Origin of the sequence: Microbulbifer sp. 2205BS26-8, assembly GCF_030731025.1 — a bacterium.
Lineage (GTDB): Bacteria > Pseudomonadota > Gammaproteobacteria > Pseudomonadales > Cellvibrionaceae > Microbulbifer > Microbulbifer spongiae.
Genome location: NZ_JAVAMR010000014.1, coordinates 50,847 through 72,248, shown reverse-complemented (window position 1 = coordinate 72,248; position 21,402 = coordinate 50,847). Strand labels below are relative to the sequence as shown.

Sequence of the window (21,402 nt, the reverse complement as noted above, 5' to 3'; positions counted from 1 at the left end):
CGCATCGGTCCCGGACAGAAAAAATTCACCGGGTATTGGCATCGGATCAAAACGGGAGCCCCAGCTTCCGTTTTGATCCGCAAGATAGCATCAGCGGTGCAGATTAGACCCGCTCAATGGCCACTGCGGTGGCCTCGCCGCCGCCGATGCACAGGCTGGCAATGCCCTTCTTGGCATCGCGCTTTTCCATTGCTGCCAAGAGGGTGATCAGGATACGGGCACCGCTGGCACCCAGTGGATGGCCCAGGGCGCAGGCACCACCATTCACGTTGACCTTTTCCCAGGGCAGGTCCAATTCCCGCATGGCCGCCATGGTCACCACCGCAAAAGCCTCATTGATCTCAAACAGGTCAACATCGACTGCTGACCAGCCCGTGTTTTCCAGCAGTTTGTGCAGAGCGCCCACAGGGGCGGTGGTAAACCACTCCGGTTCGCGGGCAAACTGGGCCTGGCCCTTCAAAATCGCCAGTACCTTGAGACCACGCCTGTCCGCTTCACTCCTGCGCATCAGCACCAGGGCCGCAGCGCCATCGGAGATAGAGCTGGCGTTGGCTGCTGTGACTGTGCCATCTTTGCGAAAAGCGGGCTTCAATTGGGGAATCTTATCGGGACGGGCACTGACTGGAGCTTCATCCACGCCCACCTTCACCTCCGTACGGCGCGTGGTAATCGTCACAGGGGCAATTTCACGAGTGAAGTCCCCCTTTTCTATCGCCGCCTGAGCGCGCGCCAGGGATTCCATGGCAAAGGCATCCTGTTCCTCACGGGTAAAACCGTACTTGTCGGCGGTACTCTCGGCGAAGGTACCCATCAGCTTCCCATCCTCGGCATTTTCCAGGCCGTCGAGAAACATGGAGTCCTTCACTTCTCCGTGCCCCAGGCGCATGCCGGCGCGGGCCTTTGCCAGCAGATAGGGTGCATTGCTCATGCTTTCCATACCACCGGCAACAATGACCTTGCCCTCACCCAGCAGTAAGGCATCTCGCGCCATCATCACGGTCTTCATACCGGAACCACAGACCTTATTGACGGTGGTACAGGGCGTGCTGTCAGGAATTCCCGCGCCCAACGAAGCCTGGCGCGCCGGCGCCTGCCCGACACCCGCCGGAAGCACGCAACCCATCAGAACCTCATCCACATCCGCGGGCGCCACACCGGCATCCTCGAGGGCTGCACGAATGGCAGCTGCACCCAATTGCGGGGCACTCAGTGCCGACAGGTTACCTTGCATGGTGCCCATTGGTGTGCGCGCCACCCCGGCGATCACTACGGGGTCTGAAGTTATGTCACTCATTCTGTCTGCTCCACATTCTGTGCTGACACCCCTGTTTGTGGCGGCACGGATTGCTAATGTCGCGGCATTATAGCCGAAGCAGTGGGCTGCTTTGCCAGAAAGTGGGCAACAACCCTCACTGCCCGAAGCTGAGGGGCATGCTATTATCGGCGCCATACAGAAAAGAAAAATGGCGGTAGGGCTCATGGAAATAACAGGCTTCATCACGCTGGTCATCGCTGCCGCACTGTTGTTTTATATTGTCGGCATCTACAACAGGCTGGTTGCCCTCAAAAACCGCAATGAGAACGCCTTTGCCCAGATCGAGGTGCAACTGAAACGGCGCCACGACCTGATTCCCAACCTTGTGGAAACCGCCAGAGGTTATCTGAAACATGAGCGGGAAACCCTCGACGCCATAACCAGCGCACGCAATACTGCCATCAATGATCTCAAAACAGCGGCGTCCAACCCGTCAAGTGCCAGTGCCATCGACAACCTGGGCCGAGCCGAGAACACCCTGACTGACGCCCTGGGGCGTTTCAGCGCAGTCATGGAGGCCTACCCCGATCTGAAAGCCAACCACAATATGATGGCGCTTACCGAGGAACTGAGCAGTACCGAAAACAAGGTTGCGTTCGCCCGCCAGGCTTTCAACGATTGCGTAACCAGTTACAACATCTACAAGCAGCACTTTCCCCCGGTTTTGCTGGCCGCATTCTTTGGCCATCGCGCCGACGGCCGCCTGTTGGAATTTGCCAATACCGAGGTCATTCAGACAGCGCCCCGCATTGAATTTTGAGCAATGAACTTCTTCGAGTACCAGGATCGCGCCAGGCGTAACAGTGGCTTGCTGGTTGGATTATTCACCCTGGCAGTGGCCCTGCTGGTCGGCCTTACCACACTCGCCACCGCGGCGGCGGTATCACTGTCCCGCGGCCAGGCTTTCTCACTGGCAGATATCGAACAGGTGCTGGGGTGGCAGACCATTCTTGGCATCGCCCTGACCATTGCTGCCATTGTGGTCCTCGGCAGCCTGCACAAGCTGCGCCAACTCAGTGCCGGCGGCAGTGCGGTGGCGGAATCACTGGGTGGTCGAAAGCTCAATATTGCTCCACAAAATGCCTGTGAACGACGCGCTCTGAATGTGGTGGAGGAGATGGCCATTGCCTCGGGCACTCCGGTGCCGGATGTCTATCTGATCGAAGAGGATGCCATTAACGCCTTTGCCGCAGGTTATCACCCTACAGACGCGGTGATCGGCCTCACCCGCGGCTGTATAGAAAAACTCAACCGGGATGAACTACAGGGCGTTGTTGCACACGAGTTCAGCCATATTCTCAACGGTGATATGCGTCTGAATATCCGTATCGTGGGCCTTTTGAACGGTATTCTGGTCATTGGTTTGCTCGGTTTTTGGCTTGTACGCGGCATTTACTCCAGCAGTAGAGGCAATCGCGGTCGCGCCGTCCTGGCTGGGTTCGGTGCCACTCTGATGGTCGCGGGTTATACCGGAACCTTTTTGGGGAACCTGATCAAATCCGCACTCAGCCGCCAGCGAGAATTCCTCGCAGATGCCTCGGCGGTGCAATTTACCCGCGACAATTCCGGCCTTGCCAGCGCCCTGAAAAAAATCGGTAGGTCCAGCGCCGGCTCTGCACTGAGTAATGGCAAGGCAGCAGAGTACAGCCATTTGTTTTTTGCCAGCGGTATGAAGCCTTCGCTGTTCACCCTCTTCGCCACCCATCCACCGCTGGTAGATCGTATCTTGCGCCTCGATCCCGACTGGAACGGCCTTTACACCAATTCAAGTACAGGTAGTGCCGCTTTATCATCACTCACACCCACACCAAACCCCGCACAGCGATCGGGCAATGTTCAATCGGCACCGTTTCAGGTCACCTTGGAGGCCGTGAACAACAGTATTGCCAATCCTAACCAACAGCAGGTGCAGTTCGGCCAACGGCTGCTGCAGACCATTCCCGCCAGTATCCAGCAGGCAGCCCACGACCCTTTTGCTGCGCGAGCTCTGGTCTACCTCCTGTTGCTACACAAGGATGCTGACGAACAGCAGGCTCAACGTCAGCTGCTGAAAAAAATCGCCCACCCCGCTGTTGTGCGGGAAATACAACAACTGGAACCACAACTGCAGCCCCTGCCCAATACGGTGCGCCTGGCGCTGCTGGACCTCTGCGTCCCTGCCCTGAGGGCTTTGGTTCCCCAGCAATATCAAATTTTCAAGAGAAATCTGATCAAACTGCTGCACAGTGACGGAAAAATCGAAGTCTGGGAATGGGCACTGTATCGGGTGCTGGTACACGCCCTGGAGGATACCCCCGACCTACAGCGCCGTTCCAGGAAAAAGGGAGCCAGTCAGGATGCGGCCCGCTTTCTTCTCGCGGCCATTGCCCATTCTGGCAACAATCAGTATTTACCGGCGAAACGTGCCTACGAGCAAGGGCTCAAGGCAATGGCGCTGGAAGTTACGCCACTGCCAAGCAAAAAGGACATCAATCTACCGCGCCTGGACAAGGCCATTGCTATCGCGGGGCAAATGAATCCGCTGGAAAAGCCTACGCTGCTCAAGGCGATGGTGTGTACCCTGAACCACAACGGGGTGGTTAAAGCCGAGGAGATTGAGCTGCTGCGTGCGGTAGCCGACAGCCTGGACTGTCCAATTCCTCCGCTGTTGTCTAGCAACCTGGAGAAAGCCTCTTCCCGATAAACAAACCGGCATATGCCTGACTGGTTTTCCCGTCACGGGGTATGATGCTGGTAAACAGGACCAATACCTATGCTCCATAAAATTACCGAAGTGATCAGCACGGTCACCATCATGACCAAGGCCACAGTCAGCACGGCACAGGCGTAGAGGAAGGCCCGCTCCTTATTCATATTCATCAAAATCGGAATCCCGGCAAAAACCAGGTAGATGGAATAGACACCGGCGATGCCCACTGCAGCCATAGTCAGCCACGGGTGCGGGTAAAGCACCACAATACTGGCGAAAAAAATTGGCGTTGTGATAAATACCGCAAGTGCCGTCCCTTCATAGTGCCGGGTGGGCTCATCCCCTTCAACACCATAGGATCTGGCCATCCAATTAATAAACTCTCCCAGACAATAAACTCCGGCCAGCAGAGCAAAATAGGTGACCACAGACAATACTGCAGCGCTCTCCGGCGTCAGTCTGGCCAAGTGCCCTCCCACCTGGAATCCCACTCGGGTGACACCGAAATAACCGGCAACCGTAGGTATCAGGGCAAGGAAGGGTACATGAGTCACGAATACCAGAAAGAATGAATGTCGATCCGCTCGGATGGCTTTCCAGGCCTTTTCCGGATTGGTGAGGATTCCGATTGTGTGACTGAGTAATCGCACGTCGAATCTCCCTGCTTTACCCTGTTTTGCAGTATCGGGTGGGGCCAGCGTATTCACCAATACAAACAAGAAATTAAGTGCCACTTTTACACTTTGTTGATTGATCTCTCGCCTCAACGTGAACGCACAGGCGATTGCGACCGCTGCGCTTGGCCTTGTACAGGGCCAGATCTGCTGCTTTCAAGACCGCATCTGGCTTCTTCAAGGACTTTTCGCGATGGGTCAGACCAATACTGACCGTGACCTTGATCCGTTGGCCGCTTCGGCCCGGAATCATGCGATCCCGAAGGCGGCCAGCGGCTCGTAACCGCAAGGGGTAAGCAGCGATTTTCCCACACAAGTGCCCCAATGCTTTTTCGGCGCCCATGCGGTCCCGGCCGGGTATCACCACCGCGAACTCTTCACCGCCAAAACGGAATACCCGCCCGGTGGTGTGTCGGTTGATCAGGCCTGCCACCATGCGCAGCACCTGGTCTCCTGTCTGGTGGCCAAACCGGTCATTGAGCTTTTTAAAATGGTCAATATCAATCATCGCCAGACTGTAGTGGCGACCCGGCGCCAGCATATGGTAGTAAAAGGCACGACGCGACAACAGCCCGGTCAGCGCATCGCGAAAAGCAAATTCATATCCGGCTCCCAGTAAAGAGAGGATCAGGAGCAAACCGGCCGCAGATGCAATAGGCACCAGTGGCAACCCGGTCCAAATTCCGTAGCTCAGAAGCAGGGTACAACTGAACAGTCCCGCCACTGCGGGCCCGGGGAACAGGATGAACAAAAGAGACGCGCCCGCAGCTGCCGCGACACAGACCAGCAGCGGTAATATCACAGACGCATCCCTGTCCTCAGATACCCAGACAGGCAGGTTTTCCAGCACAAACTGATAGGAAAGGGGTCTGCAACACTCCTGTAATAAAAAGAGAGCCATTCCCTGCGCAATCAGTACTAACAACCAAGCAAGCGCAATAAGGCTCAGGGCACCGCGATCCCGAGCACAGGCAATCAGCATCAGGTTGAGAGCCATCAACGCCAGATACAGAGGCAATCCTTGCACTCCCTCCGGCAGAAGCCCAAGGCTGGTGGCAGCATACAAGAGCAAGAAAAGCCCGGAGGCGAGTGCAACCCGGCTGGAACGGTATAGAACACTGAGTACCAGCGCAGCGCCCAACAGAAAAAATGGCAACTGTTTATTGTACAGAGGTCCGAGATCCAGCCAGGGAAGATAGTGTGCGAAGGGCAGTATCAGAATCAGCCCGGGCAGCCAGAAAAAACGCAGCCACTGCAGATACGACGGCATGACAAGTCAGCGTTGGAAAAATAACAGGCCATTATACGCAGCTTGCAGCAGCGTATGCACGGACTCACCGCACAAAAGAAGAACACATTCTTATCAATAAAAGGAGTGCTTATGCGGCACTTTGAACCCGTGATTCTGTTATTTCACAACCCGCAGGGCCGGTTTCTTCATCGATTTTTTCCCCAGGCTGGTGGGTGGTGTGGGTTCAGGTGGCTCGGGAGTTTCCTCTGCCTCAAACACCATCCCCTGACCATTCTCGCGAGCATAAATACCAACTACCGCTCCTACCGGTACTTGTATATCGGTGGGTACACCGCTGAAACGGGCACTGAAGCGGATGGCATAGTTATCCATAGTCAGGCTGACAGTGGCGCTCTCAGAAATATTCAGCACAATCTGACCATCGTCATTGACATGTTGCTGGGGCACCAGCACGCCGGCCAGGTGGGTGTCAACTAGGATATAGGGTGTGCAGCGGTTATCGGTTATCCACTGATAGAATGCCCTCAGAATATAGGGGCGGTTGGATGTCATAGCCGACTTACTCACACCAAACTGTCCTCAGCGCATTTCCCGTTCGTATTCGGTGAGACTCTGCTGGAAGGCATCACGGGCAAACAGACGGTCCATATAGTCCAGCAGCGGTTTTACCTGCTTGGTTTTGGGCAGACTGATTTCAAATTGTTCCAAGCGCCACAGCAGCGGTGCCATGCAGCAGTCCACCAGTGAAAACTCCTCATTGAAAAAATACGGCAAGTCGTCAAACATCGGCGCTATACCAGCCAGGCTGTCACGCAGTTCTTTGCGTGCCGCAGGGGCATCTTTCCCACCGGCGAGAACCTTGTCAACCAGCGGACACCAGTCGCGTTCGATGCGATACATAATCTGGCGGCTCTGTGCGCGGGCAACCGGGTAAACCGGCAGCAGCGGCGGATGCGGGAAACGCTCGTCCAGATACTCCATCATCACCTTGGTTTCAAACAGCACCAGATCCCGATCCACCAGAGTGGGCAGGGAGTTGTAGGGGTTGAGGTCAGCGAGTTCGGCAGGTTTATCGTCTGCACTCACATCTATGATATCCACAGACACCCCTTTTTCGGCAAGCACAATGCGTACCCGGTGGCTGTAATGGCTCTGGCCATCGGAAAAGAAGGTCATAGAGGAGCGCTTGTTGGTAGGCACACCCATAGTCAAACTACCTCAAACTTGTCGGCCGGCGAGCGCCGGCCTGTAATCAAAAGCTAAAAGGGCAGCGCAGCAATTCCACCACCCGTCAAACAGTTACTGGCGAACCTCAGTGGTGTACGTCTTTCCAGTATTCCCGGTTCAGCAGCCAGGCGAACACAAAAAAGACAACAATAAACGCCAACACGTAAAAACCGATTCGCTTGCGCTCCTCTGCCATCGGCTCGGCAATGTATTCCATAAAGTTCACCAGGTCATACATGGCCTGGTCAAACTCTTCGGGGCTCATGGAACCCTTGATCTTGCCCACCTGTAGGCTACCACAATCGGCATCCATAATCGGATTGCCCAGCTCATCGCGCACGATCTTGCCGTGGTCGCGCTTTGGCCCGGGGGCACACTCCTGAAGCCCCTGCAGCTCAAGCAATACGTGGGGCATGGCCACGCTGGGGAAAACCTTGTTATTCACCCCGGTTGCACGACTGTCATCCCGGTAGAAACTGCGGAGGTAAGTGTAGAGCCATTCCGGGGAGCGGGAGCGGGCTACCAGTGTCAGATCGGGCGGTGTGGCACCAAACCATACCTTGGAATCATCCGGGCGCATGGCAATCTGCATCAGGCTACCGATCTTATCATTACCCAGAACCAGGTTCTGCATCATCAGCTCAGTGGGGATATCCAGATCGGTGCCCACTCGTTCCCAGCGGGAGTAATCCGCACCATGGCAGCCCATACAGTAGTTGACAAAGTACTTGGCACCGCGCTGCAGCGACGGCTTGTCCTGCAAGTCGATACTGATAGGGTCCAACTTAATATTTGACTCGGCACCCACCGCCTTGATGGGAACCACCGCCAGCAGGCTCACCACGATCAAGCCCATAAACAGGATTACGAATGTCTTGCCACCAGAGGGGCTAGTGACACGCTCCGGCTCCGGATACACCTCATCACGACTGGTAATCCAGGGCAGTGCCGCAAAAAACACCGCCAATAGAATAGTGACCAATCCCACAAAAGTGTTCACAAATCCTGTTTTTTCTGGGTCATCAGGAACGTAAATAAAGTGTTCGAACGCCATCCAAAGAAACAGAAAACCAAAAACACCACTCACAATCCAGGAACCCATCCCTTTACGGGCTTTGGGATTGGTCCAAACAGGCATGGTCAGGAAGAACGCAAAATAGAACAGGGTACCCACCTGCGCCAGAAAGTTGCGTGCAGGTGTCGGGGACTGAACACCCAGGTAGCCGAGGATAATAAATACGGCAACAAATACCAGCAACAGCGCTTTCGGCAGCCAGCCCTTGTAACGGATCGAGCGCACCGGGCTTTTATCCAGCCACGGCAGTACAAACAGGACGGCAATCGCAGCACCCATTGTCACTAGACCAAGGAACTTTGCCGTCAGCGGCCCGATATCCATGGTCACTGCCCGCAGTACAGCGTAGAAAGGGGTAAAATACCAGACTGGCGCGATATGCGGTGGTGTTTTCAGCGGATTGGCCTCCTCAAAGTTGGCATGCTCTAGAAAGAAGCCTCCCATCTCCGGGAAGAAGAACACCACGGTAGCAAAGATAAACAGAAAGACCGCAATGCCCACCAGGTCGTGAACAGAGTAATAAGGGTGGAACGGGATACCATCTTTGGGAATACCCTGCTCGTCCTTGTTTTTCTTGATCTCAATCCCATCGGGGTTATTGGAACCCACTTCGTGCAGCGCAAGGATGTGCAGCACAACCAACAGTACCAGCACTAACGGCAGTGCAATTACATGCAGGGAGAAAAAGCGGGTCAGGGTAATACCGGAGATCAGGTAATCCCCCCGGATCCACTCTACCAGACTCTCTCCAATACCCGGTATCGCACCAAACAGGGATACGATCACCTGGGCTCCCCAGTATGACATCTGACCCCAGGGCAATACATAGCCCATAAATGCCTCAGCCATCAGCACCAGATAGATACACATACCGAAGATCCACACCAGTTCCCGCGGTGGCTTGTAGGAGCCATACATCAAACCGCGAAACATATGCAGATACACCACCACAAAGAATGCAGAGGCACCGGTGGAGTGCAAATAGCGGATCAGCCAACCCCAGTCCACATCACGCATAATGTACTCGACGGAGGCGAAGGCGCCCTCAGCAGAGGGGTTGTAGCTCATGACCAGCCAGATACCGGTCAGTAACTGATTGACCAGTACGATTAAGGAAAAAACCCCAAAGAAATACCACAGGTTAAAATTTTTGGGCGCGTAGTACTTGCCCATATGCCTGTCCCACGCTTGGTAAATCGGCAGGCGCTGATCCACCCAATCACCGAAATTTGCCAGCCATTTCATGCGGTATCCTCCTGGTCTACGCCGATTACGATGACGTCATCGCTCTCATAGGAATACGCTGGCACCACCAGGTTGGTCGGTGCGGGAACACCCTTATACACACGGCCGGCCATATCGTACTTGGAACCGTGGCAGGGGCAAAAGAAGCCACCGAGCCACTCGCTGCCACCGAGGTCAGTGGCACCAACTTCAGGCCGGTAAATGGGGGCACAGCCCAAATGGGTACACAGGCCAACCAAAACCAGCAAATGCGGCTTGATAGCGCGGTTTTCCGGATTGACATACGCCGGTTGGATAGATTCTTCTGAGTTCGGGTCACGCAGTAGCGGCACCACTTTTTCCAGATTCTGCAGTGCCTCGGTGGTTCTGCGCACCACAAATACCGGCTGGCCCCGCCACTCAACAGTCACCATCTGGCCCGGTTCCAGCTTGTTGATATTGTATTTAACTGGAGCACCCGCAGCTTTTGCCTTGGCACTCGGATTCCAGGAGGCGACAAAAGGGACGGCGACCCCAACCACACCCGCACCACCGACAACTGAGGTGGCAGCGGTCAAAAAACGGCGCCGTCCTGCATTTACACCGTCATCACTCATGACCTAATTCTCCCATCACAGCGATCCCGGATACACAGGGGAAGCGCTGGCCCAAACTCAAAAAGTCTTGAAAGCAGTCCCGCCCCGGCACATTGCCTGAGCGAATAAACCCCACAAATCAAGCGGATACAAATCCGCGCAATGTTAAAGAAAATGCCATTTTGATACAAGGCAAAGACATGGAGGCACCGGAAATCGCGCAGTGAAACTGCGACAAACCGAGCAAAATCCGTCAAGATACGCGCGACAGGCAAACTGCGGAATAAAAAAAGCCCGGCATGTGCCGGGCCCAAAAATTAACGCTTGGAGAACTGTGGCTTCTTGCGTGCTTTGCGCAGACCCACCTTTTTACGCTCTACTTCGCGGGCGTCGCGGGTCACGTAGCCTGCGCTGCGCAGCGGCTGGCGAAGCGCCTCGTCGTACTGCATCAGAGCACGGGTCAGGCCGTGGCGGATAGCACCCGCCTGGCCAAAGGAACCACCGCCTTTTACAGTGACATTGATGTCAAATTTTTCTGCCATATCGACTTTTTCCAGCGGCTGGCGCACGATCATACGAGCCACTTCACGGCCGAAGTATTCGTCCAGGGCCCGACCATTCACAATGATCTTTCCCTCTCCAGGCACGACAAACACGCGGGCGGTGGAGGTCTTGCGGCGGCCGGTACCATAGTATTGAGTAGTTGCCATCAGAATTATTCCCGTTTAGATCGCCAGTTCAATCGGCTGTTGAGCCGCATGCGGATGTACACTGCCACTGTAAACTTTCAACTTCCTGAACATGGCGCGGCCCAGCGGGCCCTTCGGCAGCATGCCTTTAACGGCGCTTTGAATCGTGCGCTCAGGGGCCTTCTCAATCAACTTCTCAAAGCTGATGGACTTGAGGCCACCAGGGTAGCCGGAATGACTATGGTAGATCTTGTCTATGGCCTTGTTGCCGGTCACGCGGACCTTTTCGGCATTGATCACGATGATGTAATCGCCAGTGTCCACGTGGGGCGTATATTCAGGCTTGTGCTTGCCGCGCAGGCGGTGGGCGATCTCGGCAGAAATACGGCCGAGAGTCTTGTCCGCAGCGTCAACAATGTACCAGTCGCGCTTTACCGCTTCTGGCTTGGCACTGTAAGTCTTCATGTTATAAACACCTGTATGTGCCCCTGGATTGGGGGCCGTCCCACAAAAGAGCGCGGATAGTACAAAAGGCGTGTTGGCATTTCAAGCCATTTTCAACCTGAGCCACCGCCCTCACCAGCCTTACCCGGGCCTGTGTGCGCGCTCCAGGTATTCGCGGGAGCGCATTTCGAGCAACCGGCTGACCGCGCGTTCAAACTCAAAGCACAGGTGATGTCCACCGTATAGCTGCTCAGCCGGCACCTCGGCAGAGACCACCAGCTTTACACAGCGATCATAGAGTTCATCGATCAAGTGAATAAAACGCCTTGCCTGGGCATCCATTCGCGCATCAAACCTGGGGACCGCCGCCAGCAGTATGGTCTGAAACTCCCGCGCCAGTTCTACATAGTCATTCTGGGAGCGGGGACCATCACACAAGTCGGCAAAGTTAAACCAAGCGACATCATCCGCCACTTTCAGGGCCAGAATGGGCCGCCCTTCCACCTGCAATTGCACATTGCTGCGCACTTCACAGCCATCCACACTCAACTGCGCAAAGCTATAGGCCAGGCTGTCCTCTGCCGCCCTGCCCAAAGGTGTGTGGTAGAGTTCCAGTATTTCCAGGGTGCGCAAGCGGTAGTCGATACCGCCATCAACGTTGACCACCTTGGTGTTGCACTGAAGCAAATCGATGGCCGGCAAAAACCGCGCTCTTTGCAAGCCATCCTTGTAAAGCCCTTCAGGCTCAATATTGGAAGTGGCCACCAGAGACACCCCCCGACTAAACAGCGCCTCTAGCAAACCCGCCAGGATCATGGCATCGGCAATATCGGACACAAAGAATTCGTCAAAGCATAACACCCGCACCCGGCGGGCAATCTTGTCAGCCACCTTGTCCAGGGGGTTCTTCTCCCCTGTATACTCTTTCAACTCTCTGTGCACCTGGCGCATAAAACGGTGGAAGTGCGTGCGTTGTTTCTGTGCAAATGGCAGAGATTCAAAAAAAGCATCCATCAAATACGTCTTGCCCCGGCCGACCCCGCCCCAGAGGTAGAGCCCCGTTTCCGGCACCATCGCATTTCCGCGCAGGCGCGACACCAGACGGGCAATAGCACCCCGCTCGGCCCGGGCAACCAAGCGCAGGTACAAATCCTGCAACGCCTGCACCGCGGCCCGCTGGGATAGATCCAGGGTAAAATCCGGGCGCTGCAAATCACTTTCGTAACGTTCAATGGGGGAAGCTAAAGATGGTTTGGCAGACAACATAGGGGAAAAGGTCTTCAACAACGGGTTTATCGGCGCGCACTCTAACAAATACTCTGCGAAACCGCCTAGGTACCGACACCCCCAAGCCGGAATGATACCGGCTCTTCCCAGTACAATAGCGGCTGCCCAATCCTCAACCCCACCCACTCGGCCAGAAATTGGCGGTAATCCGGGACTGGCGGCTGACCTTTGTACCGACATTGGCAAAGCAGTTTAAATGTCGGGTGAATAATCACGTATACTGGACCCGTTCACATGGAGTTGGGGGGTTGCCTTTGGGAACATCGCCCAAGTCATGGAGCGAAGTACCAACCCGATAGCGACCGTTGCAATATCAAACTCAGATCGCCGGTGCCTATACGGAAAGTTGAGGAGGTAGTAAGTGCACTCTACATCGGTATTAATTCTAGTTGGCATCCTCGGCTTGATACTGGGCGCCTTTCTGGCATTCCTGACAGTCCGCGGGCGTACCAGTGGAGAACGCTCCCAGGAACTGGAGGAGCGTCTGCAAGAAGCCAACGGCCAATTGCGGGATTTCCAGCTTCAGGTCAACGAGCACTTTGACCAGACCGCCCAACTGGTTCACAACCTCACTGAGAGCTACAGGGACGTTCACGAATACCTGACCAATAGCGCCCTGCGCCTCTCCAATCAGGATATCGGGCGACAAATGCTCGAAGCCGGTAGCGGCAAGCTGCAAAATGACGATAGTCAACTGAAGGATATGGAACCACCCCGGGATTGGGCACCGAAAGAACCGGGCACCAAAGGGACCCTGGCCGAGGACTACGACCTGGACAAAGAGGCCCATGCCGGAAGCTGAGAGTTCCCACGCCAGGAACAGGAGTGGAGCGGCCTGAACTGCAAACAAAAAAGGCGGGGACGATCCGCCTTTTGTATTTCTGCCTTCAAAGGCTTTGGTAGTAATCCATCAGGATTTTTGCTACTTCCGGGCGGGAGAATTCCGGCGGAGGTGCAATACCACCACCAAGCATTTCGCGTACTTTTGTGCCGGACAGGAGAATAAAATCCTCTCTGGTGTGATCCGGTACATCGCGCATCATCACAACTTTATTCAGCTTCTTTGAGTAGGCTGTATGGTCAGCTCGGAAAATCTCGATCTCCAGGGCACCACCGGGTACTTGCTCATCGAAGATAGTCTGTGCATCAAAGGCCCCGTAGTAGTCACCTACACCTGCGTGATCACGACCGACAATCAGGTGGCTGCAGCCGCAGTTCTGACGAAATACAGCATGCAGTACCGCCTCGCGCGGGCCCGCATAGAGCATATCGAAGCCGTAACCAGTCACCATCACCGTATTGGCGGGGAAGTATAATTCCACCATCTTGCGGATAGAGGCATCGCGCACTGGTGCGGGAATATCCCCCGGTTTTAACTGCCCCAGCAGCATGTGAATCAGGACACCATCTGCTCCCACACCCTCCAGGGCCATTTTGCACAGTTCCTCGTGGGCGCGATGCATGGGATTGCGGGTCTGGAAAGCGACAATCCGGCTCCAGCCACGCTCAGTAAATTCATTGCGGATTTCAACCGCGGTTCGAAAAGTATCCGGAAAATCATTTTGGAAATAGCTGAAGTTGAGCACCTCAATGGGGCCAGAAACCAGCTTGCGGCCCGTTGACTGGAAAGTCGCTACGCCGGGATGCTGTTTATCCAGGGTACCAAAAACTTGTTTGGCCATAAGACCCACTTGCTCGCTGGATAGAGTTTCAATGGCCTCCACATCCATCACTGCCAACACCGGGTTTCCTTCGACATTCGGGTCGCGCAATGCAATGCGGGAGGCCCCTTCAATCGCGCTGACATCCTCTACGAGATTTAATATGGGCACCGGCCAGAACAGGCCATCCACCGTGCGCAGTGTCTCCGCCACACTCAGGGAATCTGCGAGATTCATATAGCCGTGCAGAGGGTTAAAGTAACCTGCACCCAGCATCACGGCATTGGCGGCGGCGGCAGAACTAACCACGATAGAGGGCAACGATTCCGCTTCGTGCATTAACCGGTGATGCCGCTCACTGTCATAGACAAAACGCGGCTGCAGCTCAACACTGCCGTGGGGGCGAACTAGGGACATGTCTGGTCTCCAAAAACAAAAGTTGCCGGTTAATCTTAAATTTTCGACTGGCCATTATACGCATCCATTCAGGCACACCAATGCCAGGCATATACAAAAATGTCCGCATACTGCAAGATGGGCAACACTGTGCTGTAGATGAGCTCCAAAACAGAATTTCAGCGGCACCGCATCTCGCGAATGGTATGCCAAACGGTCGTGTACCGGTTGTCGCAGAGCGGCTTTCCCAGAACAACCACGCCCGATTCTCAGCGAATCCTTGAAGAGACGTGTGTATAATCGACGCAAGGAGGAGTCGAGAGTGTCGCAAAATCGCTTTATACAGGAGTGGGCCCTACCCTCGCTGGTAGGTGTTGCCATTGCAGCCCTGCTATTGGTTGTCTTTCCGCAATTGCGCGGCAGTGCGCCCTCCCCTGCGATGGAAGACTGGCAAGGCCCCGTATCCTACGCCCGCGCAGTGAATCTCGCCGGCCCCGCCGTCGTGAATATCTATACCCGTACAGCCGTGCCACAACGACGGCATCCCCTTTTTAGTGATCCCCTGTTCCGCCGGCTGTTCGATAATATGAATGTACCCCAGCGGGAGCGGATGCAATCCAACCTGGGCTCTGGTGTGATTGTCAGCGATACAGGCTATATCCTCACCAATCACCATGTCGTCGACCAGGCCGACGCCATCGTTATCCTGCTGGCAGATGGCCGGGAGGCGCAGGCGCGGCTAGTGGGCAGCGATGCAGATTTCGACCTAGCGGTCTTGAAGATTGAACTCACCAATCTCACCTCAATCGCCGTCGGGAAACCCGAAGCCGCTCAGGTGGGGGATATCGTTCTGGCGATAGGCAATCCCTTTGGAGTTGGCCAGACAGTGACTCAGGGGATCATCAGCGCCAAGGGACGCCATCTGGAGAACTCTGGCAGAGGTGGGTATTTGCAGAACTTCCTGCAAACGGATGCTGCGGTAAACCCCGGCAACTCAGGTGGCGCCTTGGTTGACTCACAGGGGCGCCTGCTGGGGATCAATACCTCAATTCTCAACCAGTCCGGGTACTCAGGAGGCATCAGTTTCGCCATCCCCGCCAACATCGCCTTTAAAGTGATGCAGGACATTATTGCTTACGGTCGGGTGGTACCCGGTTGGCTCGGCATAGAGGCCAGTGCCATCAGCCCGCAGATGGCCAGGGAGTTCAACCTGAGCTCAGCGGGGGGGGTCATGGTCACGGCCATCTACAATGAAGGCCCCGCCCACACTGCAGGGCTCAAGCCGGGGGATGTCATGACACATATTGATGGTCTCCCAATCGGCGATGGCAAGCAGGGTGAGGCGACAATGGCAACCTTGCGGCCTGGCGATACCGTATCCATCACCTTTGTCCGCGACGGTTCCGCGCATACCGTGGAAGCAACAGTCTCAGTCAAACCCAAGCCATCCACCGCCACAGATTAACCACTGAGAGTTTATGATGCGTGCACTATCCCTGGTCCTGTTTCTGGTACTGACCATCGCCCCGGCCCAAGCTGACGACCAGGCAAAACTCAAGCAGCTTCTTACCCACTTTCTCAACAATGCCGCCATCAATGCGGAAGTCCACCGCCGCTTTTGGGCCAAAGACCTGATCTATACCAGCTCAGCTGGCAAGCGATTCGGTAAGCGCCAGATTATGCAGGGGTTGGAAAACCCAGGCAGTGACCTGGTATCCGTGCGCTACACCGCTGAAGATATTGATATCCGACTGCTGGGAGACACCGCCATTGTGGCGTTCAAATTGCTAGCTGATGACAGCACCAGCGGGGAAGCTAACCACTATTTCAACACCGGAACCTTTGTCAAACAAAAAGGCGAGTGGCGCGCACTTGCCTGGCAGGCGACAAAAATTCCGCACATTGACTGAGTCCATCCGGGCTCAATGTAATACCCATACAGGGAAAAAAGCGCTGTTGACTCGGCAATCTCTGTAGTTTTGCACCATGGGTGCTCAAAGTATAACCGCTACGCAACCTTGAAAAGCACTGGGAAGGTCTCACCGTTACTACGCCAGCCACTCAAAAACGACGTTAAATATCCGCCGCCGGGCCATGGAGGAGCGGTTTATTGGCCGGAGGTATCACCCTTGATGCGAAACGCGGCGGAGCGGGCGTGGGCCTCCAATCCCTCGCCGCGGGCGAGCGTCCCGGCAACACGGCCCAGTTTGTCAGCGCCCTCGGCGGAACAATAGATAACGGAACTGCGCTTCTGGAAATCATACACCCCCAGCGCCGATGAGAAGCGGGCAGTACCACTGGTGGGTAGCACATGGTTGGGACCTGCGCAGTAATCCCCCAATGCTTCTGCGGTGTAGCGACCAAGGAAGATAGCGCCGGCATTGCGTATTTGCGGCAGAAAACGCTCGGGATCGGCGACAGAAACCTCCAGGTGTTCAGGGGCTATGCGATTGGAAAGCCTTATTGCCTCCTCCAGCGAACCAACCTGAATCAAGGCCCCCCGTTTGGCCAGGGATTTTCGTGCGACCGGCGCCCTGGGCAGATCGGTCAGCAGCTGTTGCAGAGAAACCGCCACCTTATCGAGGAATTGTGCATCCGGGCACAGCAAAATTGACTGCGCCATCTCATCGTGCTCGGCCTGGGAAAGCAGGTCCATGGCAATCCAGTCTGGATCGGTGCCGCCGTCACAGATCACCAGTATCTCCGATGGCCCCGCAATCATATCGATGGCCACACGGCCAAACACCGCGCGCTTGGCAGCAGCCACATAAATATTGCCAGGACCGACAATTTTATCCACTGCAGCAATGGTCTCGGTACCATATGCCAGTGCCGCCACCGCCTGGGCACCACCGATGGTATACACCTGATTGACACCCGCAATCCCCGCAGCCGCCAGAACCAGATCATTCAATTTCCCATCCGGCGCTGGCACCACCATATTCACACAATCAACGCCGGCAACCTTAGCTGGAATGGCATTCATCAAAACCGAGGAGGGATATGAAGCCTTGCCGCCGGGGACGTAAATCCCCACCCGCGCCATCGGGGTAATCTGCTGCCCCAGCACTGTGCCATCAGCTTCAGTGTAGTGCCAGGATTCCTGCATCTGGTGGTAGTGGTAGTCCCGCACCCGCTGGGCGGCAACTTCAAGCGCTTCACGGTCCTCGGGGCTGATACGCTGCAGAGCCGCGTTCAGATCGGCGGATGCCACAATAAAGTCACCTGCCCGAACCAGCTCGCGGCGATCGAAGCGATTGGTATACTCGATGACCGCGGCATCGCCCCGACTGCGCACCTGTTGCAGTATTTCTGCAACCACGGACGCCACTGCATCGCTGGCAACCGCTTCCCAGGCCAGCAATTGGTCCAGCTGCGTATCAAAGTTTTTTTCCGCTGTATTCAGCCGGCGAATGCACTGACTTGTCATAGTATCTGGAAAATTTCTAACCCTGGGTGCGGGTGGTCGCCGCTGCCAGCTTTTCAATCAGATCGCCAATCAGGTGATATTTCATTTTCATGGCGGCCCTGTTAACGATCAGACGGCTGCTGATGTGTGCAATGGTTTCTCTCGCCTCAAGGCCGTTGGCTTTCAGCGTGTTGCCACTGTCCACAATATCGACGATTTCATCGGCCAACCCCATCAGCGGCGCCAGCTCCATAGCACCGTATAATTTGATGATATCGACCTGGCGCCCCTTGGCAGCGTAATAGCGTTTGGCACTTTCGACAAACTTGGTCGCCACCCGGATCCGGCCATGGGGCAGTTCCGTCCCTTTGATACCGGCTGTCATCAGGCGGCAGCGGGCAACCTCGAGATCCAGGGGCTCATAGAGGCCATCGGAACTGTGCTCCAGCAAGGTGTCCTTGCCCGCCACCCCCATATCCGCCGCACCATGTTGGACATAGGTAGGCACATCCACACCACGCAGGAGAAGCAGGCGCACCCCCGCGCATTCCGTGGGAAACGTCAGCTTGCGACTCTTTGAAAGATCCTCCAAGGGCGCCAGTCCAGCAGAGGTGAGTATTGGCAGGGTTTCCCGCAGGATTCTTCCCTTGGTTAAGGCGATGGTGATTGGCATAGTCATTGGTGTTGTTTGCGCAGCTTCCCGATTGATTGCCACCTCTGCAATATGAAGGCTGGCACTGCTCTATCTCTAACCGGCCAGACGGCGGATATTCGCCCCCAACTGTTGTAATTTTTCCTCAATGCACTCGTATCCCCGATCGATATGGTAGATGCGATCGACGGTGGTCGTTCCCTCGGCAACCATACCCGCTATGACCAGACTCGCCGAGGCGCGCAGGTCAGAGGCCATCACTGGAGCCCCTTTAAGCTTTTCTACCCCGGTGACTATCGCGGTATTGCCCTCCAGGGCAATATCCGCTCCCATGCGGTTCAGCTCGTGTACCTGGATCAGGCGGTTTTCAAAGATCGTCTCTACCACCGCACCCTTACCCTCAGCTACGGCATTCATCGCGGTAAACTGCGACTGCATGTCTGTGGGGAATGCCGGATAGGGTGCTGTGCGAAAACTGACCGCTTTGGGACGATTGCCTTTCATATCAAGCTCAATCCAATCCTCTCCACAGCTCAGGTGCGCACCGGCCTCCTCGAACTTGAGCAACACGGCATCGAGAATATCCGCGCGGGTGTGCAGCAGGCGCACTTGGCCCCGCGCTGCGGCAGCGGCTGCAAGAAAGGTCCCGGTTTCAATGCGATCCGGCATCACCGTAAAGGTGCAAGGGTGCAACTTGAGCACACCGTGAATACGCAAGGTATCCGTACCCACCCCCTCAATCTGCGCACCCATGGCAATCAGGAATTCTGCCAGATCGACAATTTCGGGCTCCCGTGCGGCGTTCTGCAACAAAGTTGTGCCCTCAGCCAGCACAGCGGCCATCAACAGGTTCTCTGTGCCACCGACAGTGACTTTCTCCATCACGATGTTGGCGCCTTTCAAACGGCCATTGGAACGCGCACGGATAAAGCCGCCGTCAATGGTGATTTCCGCACCCATGGCCTCCAGGCCCTTGAGGTGGATGTCCACCGGGCGGCTGCCGATGGCACAACCCCCCGGGAAGGAAACATTGGCCACACCGTGACGTGCCAGCAGGGGGCCCAGCACAAGAATCGATGCGCGCATGGTTTTTACCAACTCGTAAGGCGCTGTCAGATCATTGACCGAGCGGGGGTCAATCTCGACACCCAGTTGCTCATCGATTGTGACATCACAGCCCATACAGCGCAGCAGCGTGATCATGGTGGTGATGTCATTCAGGTGCGGCAGATTGCGAATATGTACCGGCCCGTCTGCCAACAGGGCTGCAGCCAAAATAGGCAGAGCTGAATTTTTTGCACCGGAGATTCGCAATGTTCCGGACACCGGACTGCCGCCCTCAATTAATAACTTATCCATTCGGTCTCATAGTTGGGGTGCCACCAGTACTCATGGTGCAGGTTAACGACCGGCCTCTTCCGGGGTCAGAGTCTGCATCTGGACGGCGTGCAATGTGCCATCGGCAATCTTTTCGCTGAGCACTGCATAAACCAGTTGCTGTTTCTTTAAACGGGTCAGGCCTTCGAAGGCACTGCTCACTACAGTCACCACAAGGTGGCTGCCCTCAAAGGCAACATTCACATTACTCTCGGGGATTTGTCCCTCAATCAGGGCTTTGATTTCATCAGGTTGCATAGGCGGGATTTGGGTTGATGTAAAAACGGTACGCAAGTGTACCCGATTCGCGCAGGACACGCAGCAGAACGCTCCAACGTCCGCCAATTAGCTCACTTGATCAGCAACATCCTGTGCTGCGGACCAATTGGAAATTACCTTGTCGATATCGCCATGGGTCCGCATTGACTGGGCAAACTGACTGCGGAACGTTTTACCCAGATTGACCCCGTTGAGAATCACATTGATCAACTTCCACTGCCCCGCGCGATTGCGTACCAAGGTATAGGACACCTTGGTAATTCCCTCTTTACTGCGCACCTCCTGCAGGACATTGACCCGATTTCCGATGGGAACCGTTCCCGGATTCACCACTTTCACATCCAGATCACCAAAATTCGCCACTCCACGGGCAAATGTTGCTACCAGATCCCGACGGAACGTATTGGTAAAACGCGAGCGTTGGCTCGCTGTAGCCTGTTTGGCATAGCGCCCCATTACACCGATCGCAATAAAATCAAAATCCACAATCGGTATCAGCACGTTCTCTACGGCGCTGTAATATCTCTGCGGGTCACTATTGGCATATAGCGCATTCGAGCGAATCACACTCAACAATTGTTGGGATACCCCTTCGATCACCACATAGGGATTTTGAGCGGCATTCGCTGCAGAGCTTGCCGCAGATACCAGGAATGCGCAGAGCACACACTTTAGCCACTGTGACAAACCTTGCCGATCAATCCAAAATGATGTGTTCACAAAGAGTCTCCTGTTATCCAATTTTTCCTTGGACGCAAACAGCGTAAATAAGTGCCATATCGATCATGCCGCCCGATGCCTGAGAAGAAGGGCTTTGCCGTTCATCCATTGAATGACAAAGCTGACAGCAGCGGCGGCAGACTATACCATGACCGCGCCTGAAGATGTGGGGGGTGTACTGGAATGTCATTTGATCACCCCTCCCGGTTGTTCGGCGGGTTCCCGCGCCAGTAGCCCGCTAATAATATAGATTAGCACGACAGTAGAAGAGCAGGAGGGGGAGGAAAACCAGCCCGATCGGACAGCGTATCTCAAAGATTGCGCGATGCCGCTGGCAGAGACTGGTAGCACTATCACAAGTTGGCCACTTATTCTGGCAGTCCAACCAGTCTTTCAGCATCGATTGGATCACCGCTTTATTGAAAAACTACCGCAA

The 21,402-nt window shown here is 55.3% G+C and carries 21 protein-coding genes; 5 read left to right on the top strand and 16 right to left on the bottom strand.

Annotated features, from left to right (window positions below; translation table 11 throughout):
* Positions 1-103: 103 nt before the first annotated feature.
* The gene (locus Q5Y71_RS07165) at positions 104-1,294 is read right to left on the bottom strand and encodes an acetyl-CoA C-acyltransferase (protein WP_306041166.1); all 1,191 of its coding nucleotides are present in this window, start codon (positions 1,292-1,294) and stop codon (positions 104-106) included.
* 184 nt (positions 1,295-1,478) lie between these two features.
* On the opposite strand from Q5Y71_RS07165, the gene Q5Y71_RS07160 reads away from it, so the two are divergent.
* Both Q5Y71_RS07160 and Q5Y71_RS07155 read left to right on the top strand, forming a co-directional pair.
* A complete protein-coding gene (locus Q5Y71_RS07160; protein WP_306041164.1) occupies positions 1,479-2,075 on the top strand; it encodes a LemA family protein in 597 nt (198 codons plus the stop codon).
* Between the two features lie 3 nt (positions 2,076-2,078).
* A complete protein-coding gene (locus Q5Y71_RS07155; RefSeq protein ID WP_306041162.1) occupies positions 2,079-3,998 on the top strand; it encodes a M48 family metallopeptidase in 1,920 nt (639 codons plus the stop codon).
* Positions 3,999-4,030: 32 nt separating this feature from the next.
* Here Q5Y71_RS07155 and Q5Y71_RS07150 read toward each other — a convergent pair whose 3' ends face one another.
* The 9 genes from Q5Y71_RS07150 to zapE form a co-directional block, all read right to left on the bottom strand.
* Entirely contained in the window at positions 4,031-4,654 is a 624-nt protein-coding gene (locus tag Q5Y71_RS07150) for a Yip1 family protein (protein WP_301417407.1), read from the bottom strand.
* 73 nt (positions 4,655-4,727) lie between these two features.
* On the bottom strand, positions 4,728-5,948 hold the full coding sequence (locus Q5Y71_RS07145; RefSeq protein WP_306041161.1) for a diguanylate cyclase: 1,221 nt from the start codon (positions 5,946-5,948) through the stop codon (positions 4,728-4,730).
* A 138-nt stretch (positions 5,949-6,086) separates the two neighbouring features.
* A complete protein-coding gene (locus tag Q5Y71_RS07140; RefSeq protein ID WP_306041202.1) occupies positions 6,087-6,482 on the bottom strand; it encodes a ClpXP protease specificity-enhancing factor in 396 nt (131 codons plus the stop codon).
* A 27-nt stretch (positions 6,483-6,509) separates the two neighbouring features.
* Positions 6,510-7,136, bottom strand: a complete 627-nt coding sequence (locus Q5Y71_RS07135) for a glutathione S-transferase N-terminal domain-containing protein (protein WP_306041159.1) — start codon at positions 7,134-7,136, stop codon at positions 6,510-6,512.
* A 106-nt stretch (positions 7,137-7,242) separates the two neighbouring features.
* Entirely contained in the window at positions 7,243-9,477 is a 2,235-nt protein-coding gene (locus Q5Y71_RS07130; protein WP_306041158.1) for a ubiquinol-cytochrome c reductase, read from the bottom strand.
* Positions 9,474-10,073, bottom strand: coding sequence for a ubiquinol-cytochrome c reductase iron-sulfur subunit (gene petA, locus Q5Y71_RS07125; protein ID WP_306041157.1), 600 nt, complete (start codon positions 10,071-10,073; stop codon positions 9,474-9,476). Before petA ends, Q5Y71_RS07130 begins: the two co-directional genes overlap by 4 nt.
* 296 nt (positions 10,074-10,369) lie before the next feature.
* Positions 10,370-10,762, bottom strand: coding sequence for a 30S ribosomal protein S9 (gene rpsI / locus Q5Y71_RS07120; RefSeq protein WP_306041156.1), 393 nt, complete (start codon positions 10,760-10,762; stop codon positions 10,370-10,372).
* Between the two features lie 15 nt (positions 10,763-10,777).
* Complete coding sequence (rplM, locus tag Q5Y71_RS07115) at positions 10,778-11,206, bottom strand: 50S ribosomal protein L13 (RefSeq protein ID WP_301417395.1); 429 nt, start codon at positions 11,204-11,206, stop codon at positions 10,778-10,780.
* 120 nt (positions 11,207-11,326) lie between these two features.
* Entirely contained in the window at positions 11,327-12,451 is a 1,125-nt protein-coding gene (gene zapE / locus Q5Y71_RS07110) for a cell division protein ZapE (RefSeq protein ID WP_306041152.1), read from the bottom strand.
* Positions 12,452-12,833: 382 nt separating this feature from the next.
* On the opposite strand from zapE, the gene Q5Y71_RS07105 reads away from it, so the two are divergent.
* Entirely contained in the window at positions 12,834-13,274 is a 441-nt protein-coding gene (locus tag Q5Y71_RS07105) for a YhcB family protein (protein WP_306041151.1), read from the top strand.
* An 85-nt stretch (positions 13,275-13,359) separates the two neighbouring features.
* On the opposite strand, the gene sat is transcribed toward Q5Y71_RS07105, so the two are convergent.
* Entirely contained in the window at positions 13,360-14,550 is a 1,191-nt protein-coding gene (gene sat, locus Q5Y71_RS07100) for a sulfate adenylyltransferase (RefSeq protein WP_306041149.1), read from the bottom strand.
* A 301-nt stretch (positions 14,551-14,851) separates the two neighbouring features.
* Here sat and Q5Y71_RS07095 point away from each other — a divergent pair, with 301 nt between their 5' ends.
* Entirely contained in the window at positions 14,852-15,994 is a 1,143-nt protein-coding gene (locus Q5Y71_RS07095) for a S1C family serine protease (protein ID WP_306041147.1), read from the top strand.
* A 13-nt stretch (positions 15,995-16,007) separates the two neighbouring features.
* On the top strand, positions 16,008-16,439 hold the full coding sequence (locus tag Q5Y71_RS07090) for a nuclear transport factor 2 family protein (RefSeq protein ID WP_306041145.1): 432 nt from the start codon (positions 16,008-16,010) through the stop codon (positions 16,437-16,439).
* A gap of 197 nt (positions 16,440-16,636) precedes the next feature.
* Here the strand turns inward: Q5Y71_RS07090 and hisD are convergent, their stop codons facing one another.
* From hisD to Q5Y71_RS07065, 5 genes are all read right to left on the bottom strand, one after another.
* A complete protein-coding gene (gene hisD / locus Q5Y71_RS07085) occupies positions 16,637-17,959 on the bottom strand; it encodes a histidinol dehydrogenase (RefSeq protein WP_306041143.1) in 1,323 nt (440 codons plus the stop codon).
* Positions 17,960-17,975: 16 nt separating this feature from the next.
* On the bottom strand, positions 17,976-18,617 hold the full coding sequence (gene hisG / locus Q5Y71_RS07080; protein WP_306041141.1) for an ATP phosphoribosyltransferase: 642 nt from the start codon (positions 18,615-18,617) through the stop codon (positions 17,976-17,978).
* 69 nt (positions 18,618-18,686) lie between these two features.
* Positions 18,687-19,949: a UDP-N-acetylglucosamine 1-carboxyvinyltransferase gene (gene murA, locus Q5Y71_RS07075; protein ID WP_306041139.1), complete on the bottom strand. Its 1,263-nt coding sequence runs from the start codon at positions 19,947-19,949 to the stop codon at positions 18,687-18,689.
* Between the two features lie 42 nt (positions 19,950-19,991).
* A complete protein-coding gene (locus tag Q5Y71_RS07070) occupies positions 19,992-20,225 on the bottom strand; it encodes a BolA family protein (RefSeq protein WP_306041137.1) in 234 nt (77 codons plus the stop codon).
* A gap of 87 nt (positions 20,226-20,312) precedes the next feature.
* Positions 20,313-20,966, bottom strand: coding sequence for a phospholipid-binding protein MlaC (locus Q5Y71_RS07065; protein ID WP_306041136.1), 654 nt, complete (start codon positions 20,964-20,966; stop codon positions 20,313-20,315).
* Positions 20,967-21,402 lie beyond the last annotated feature (436 nt).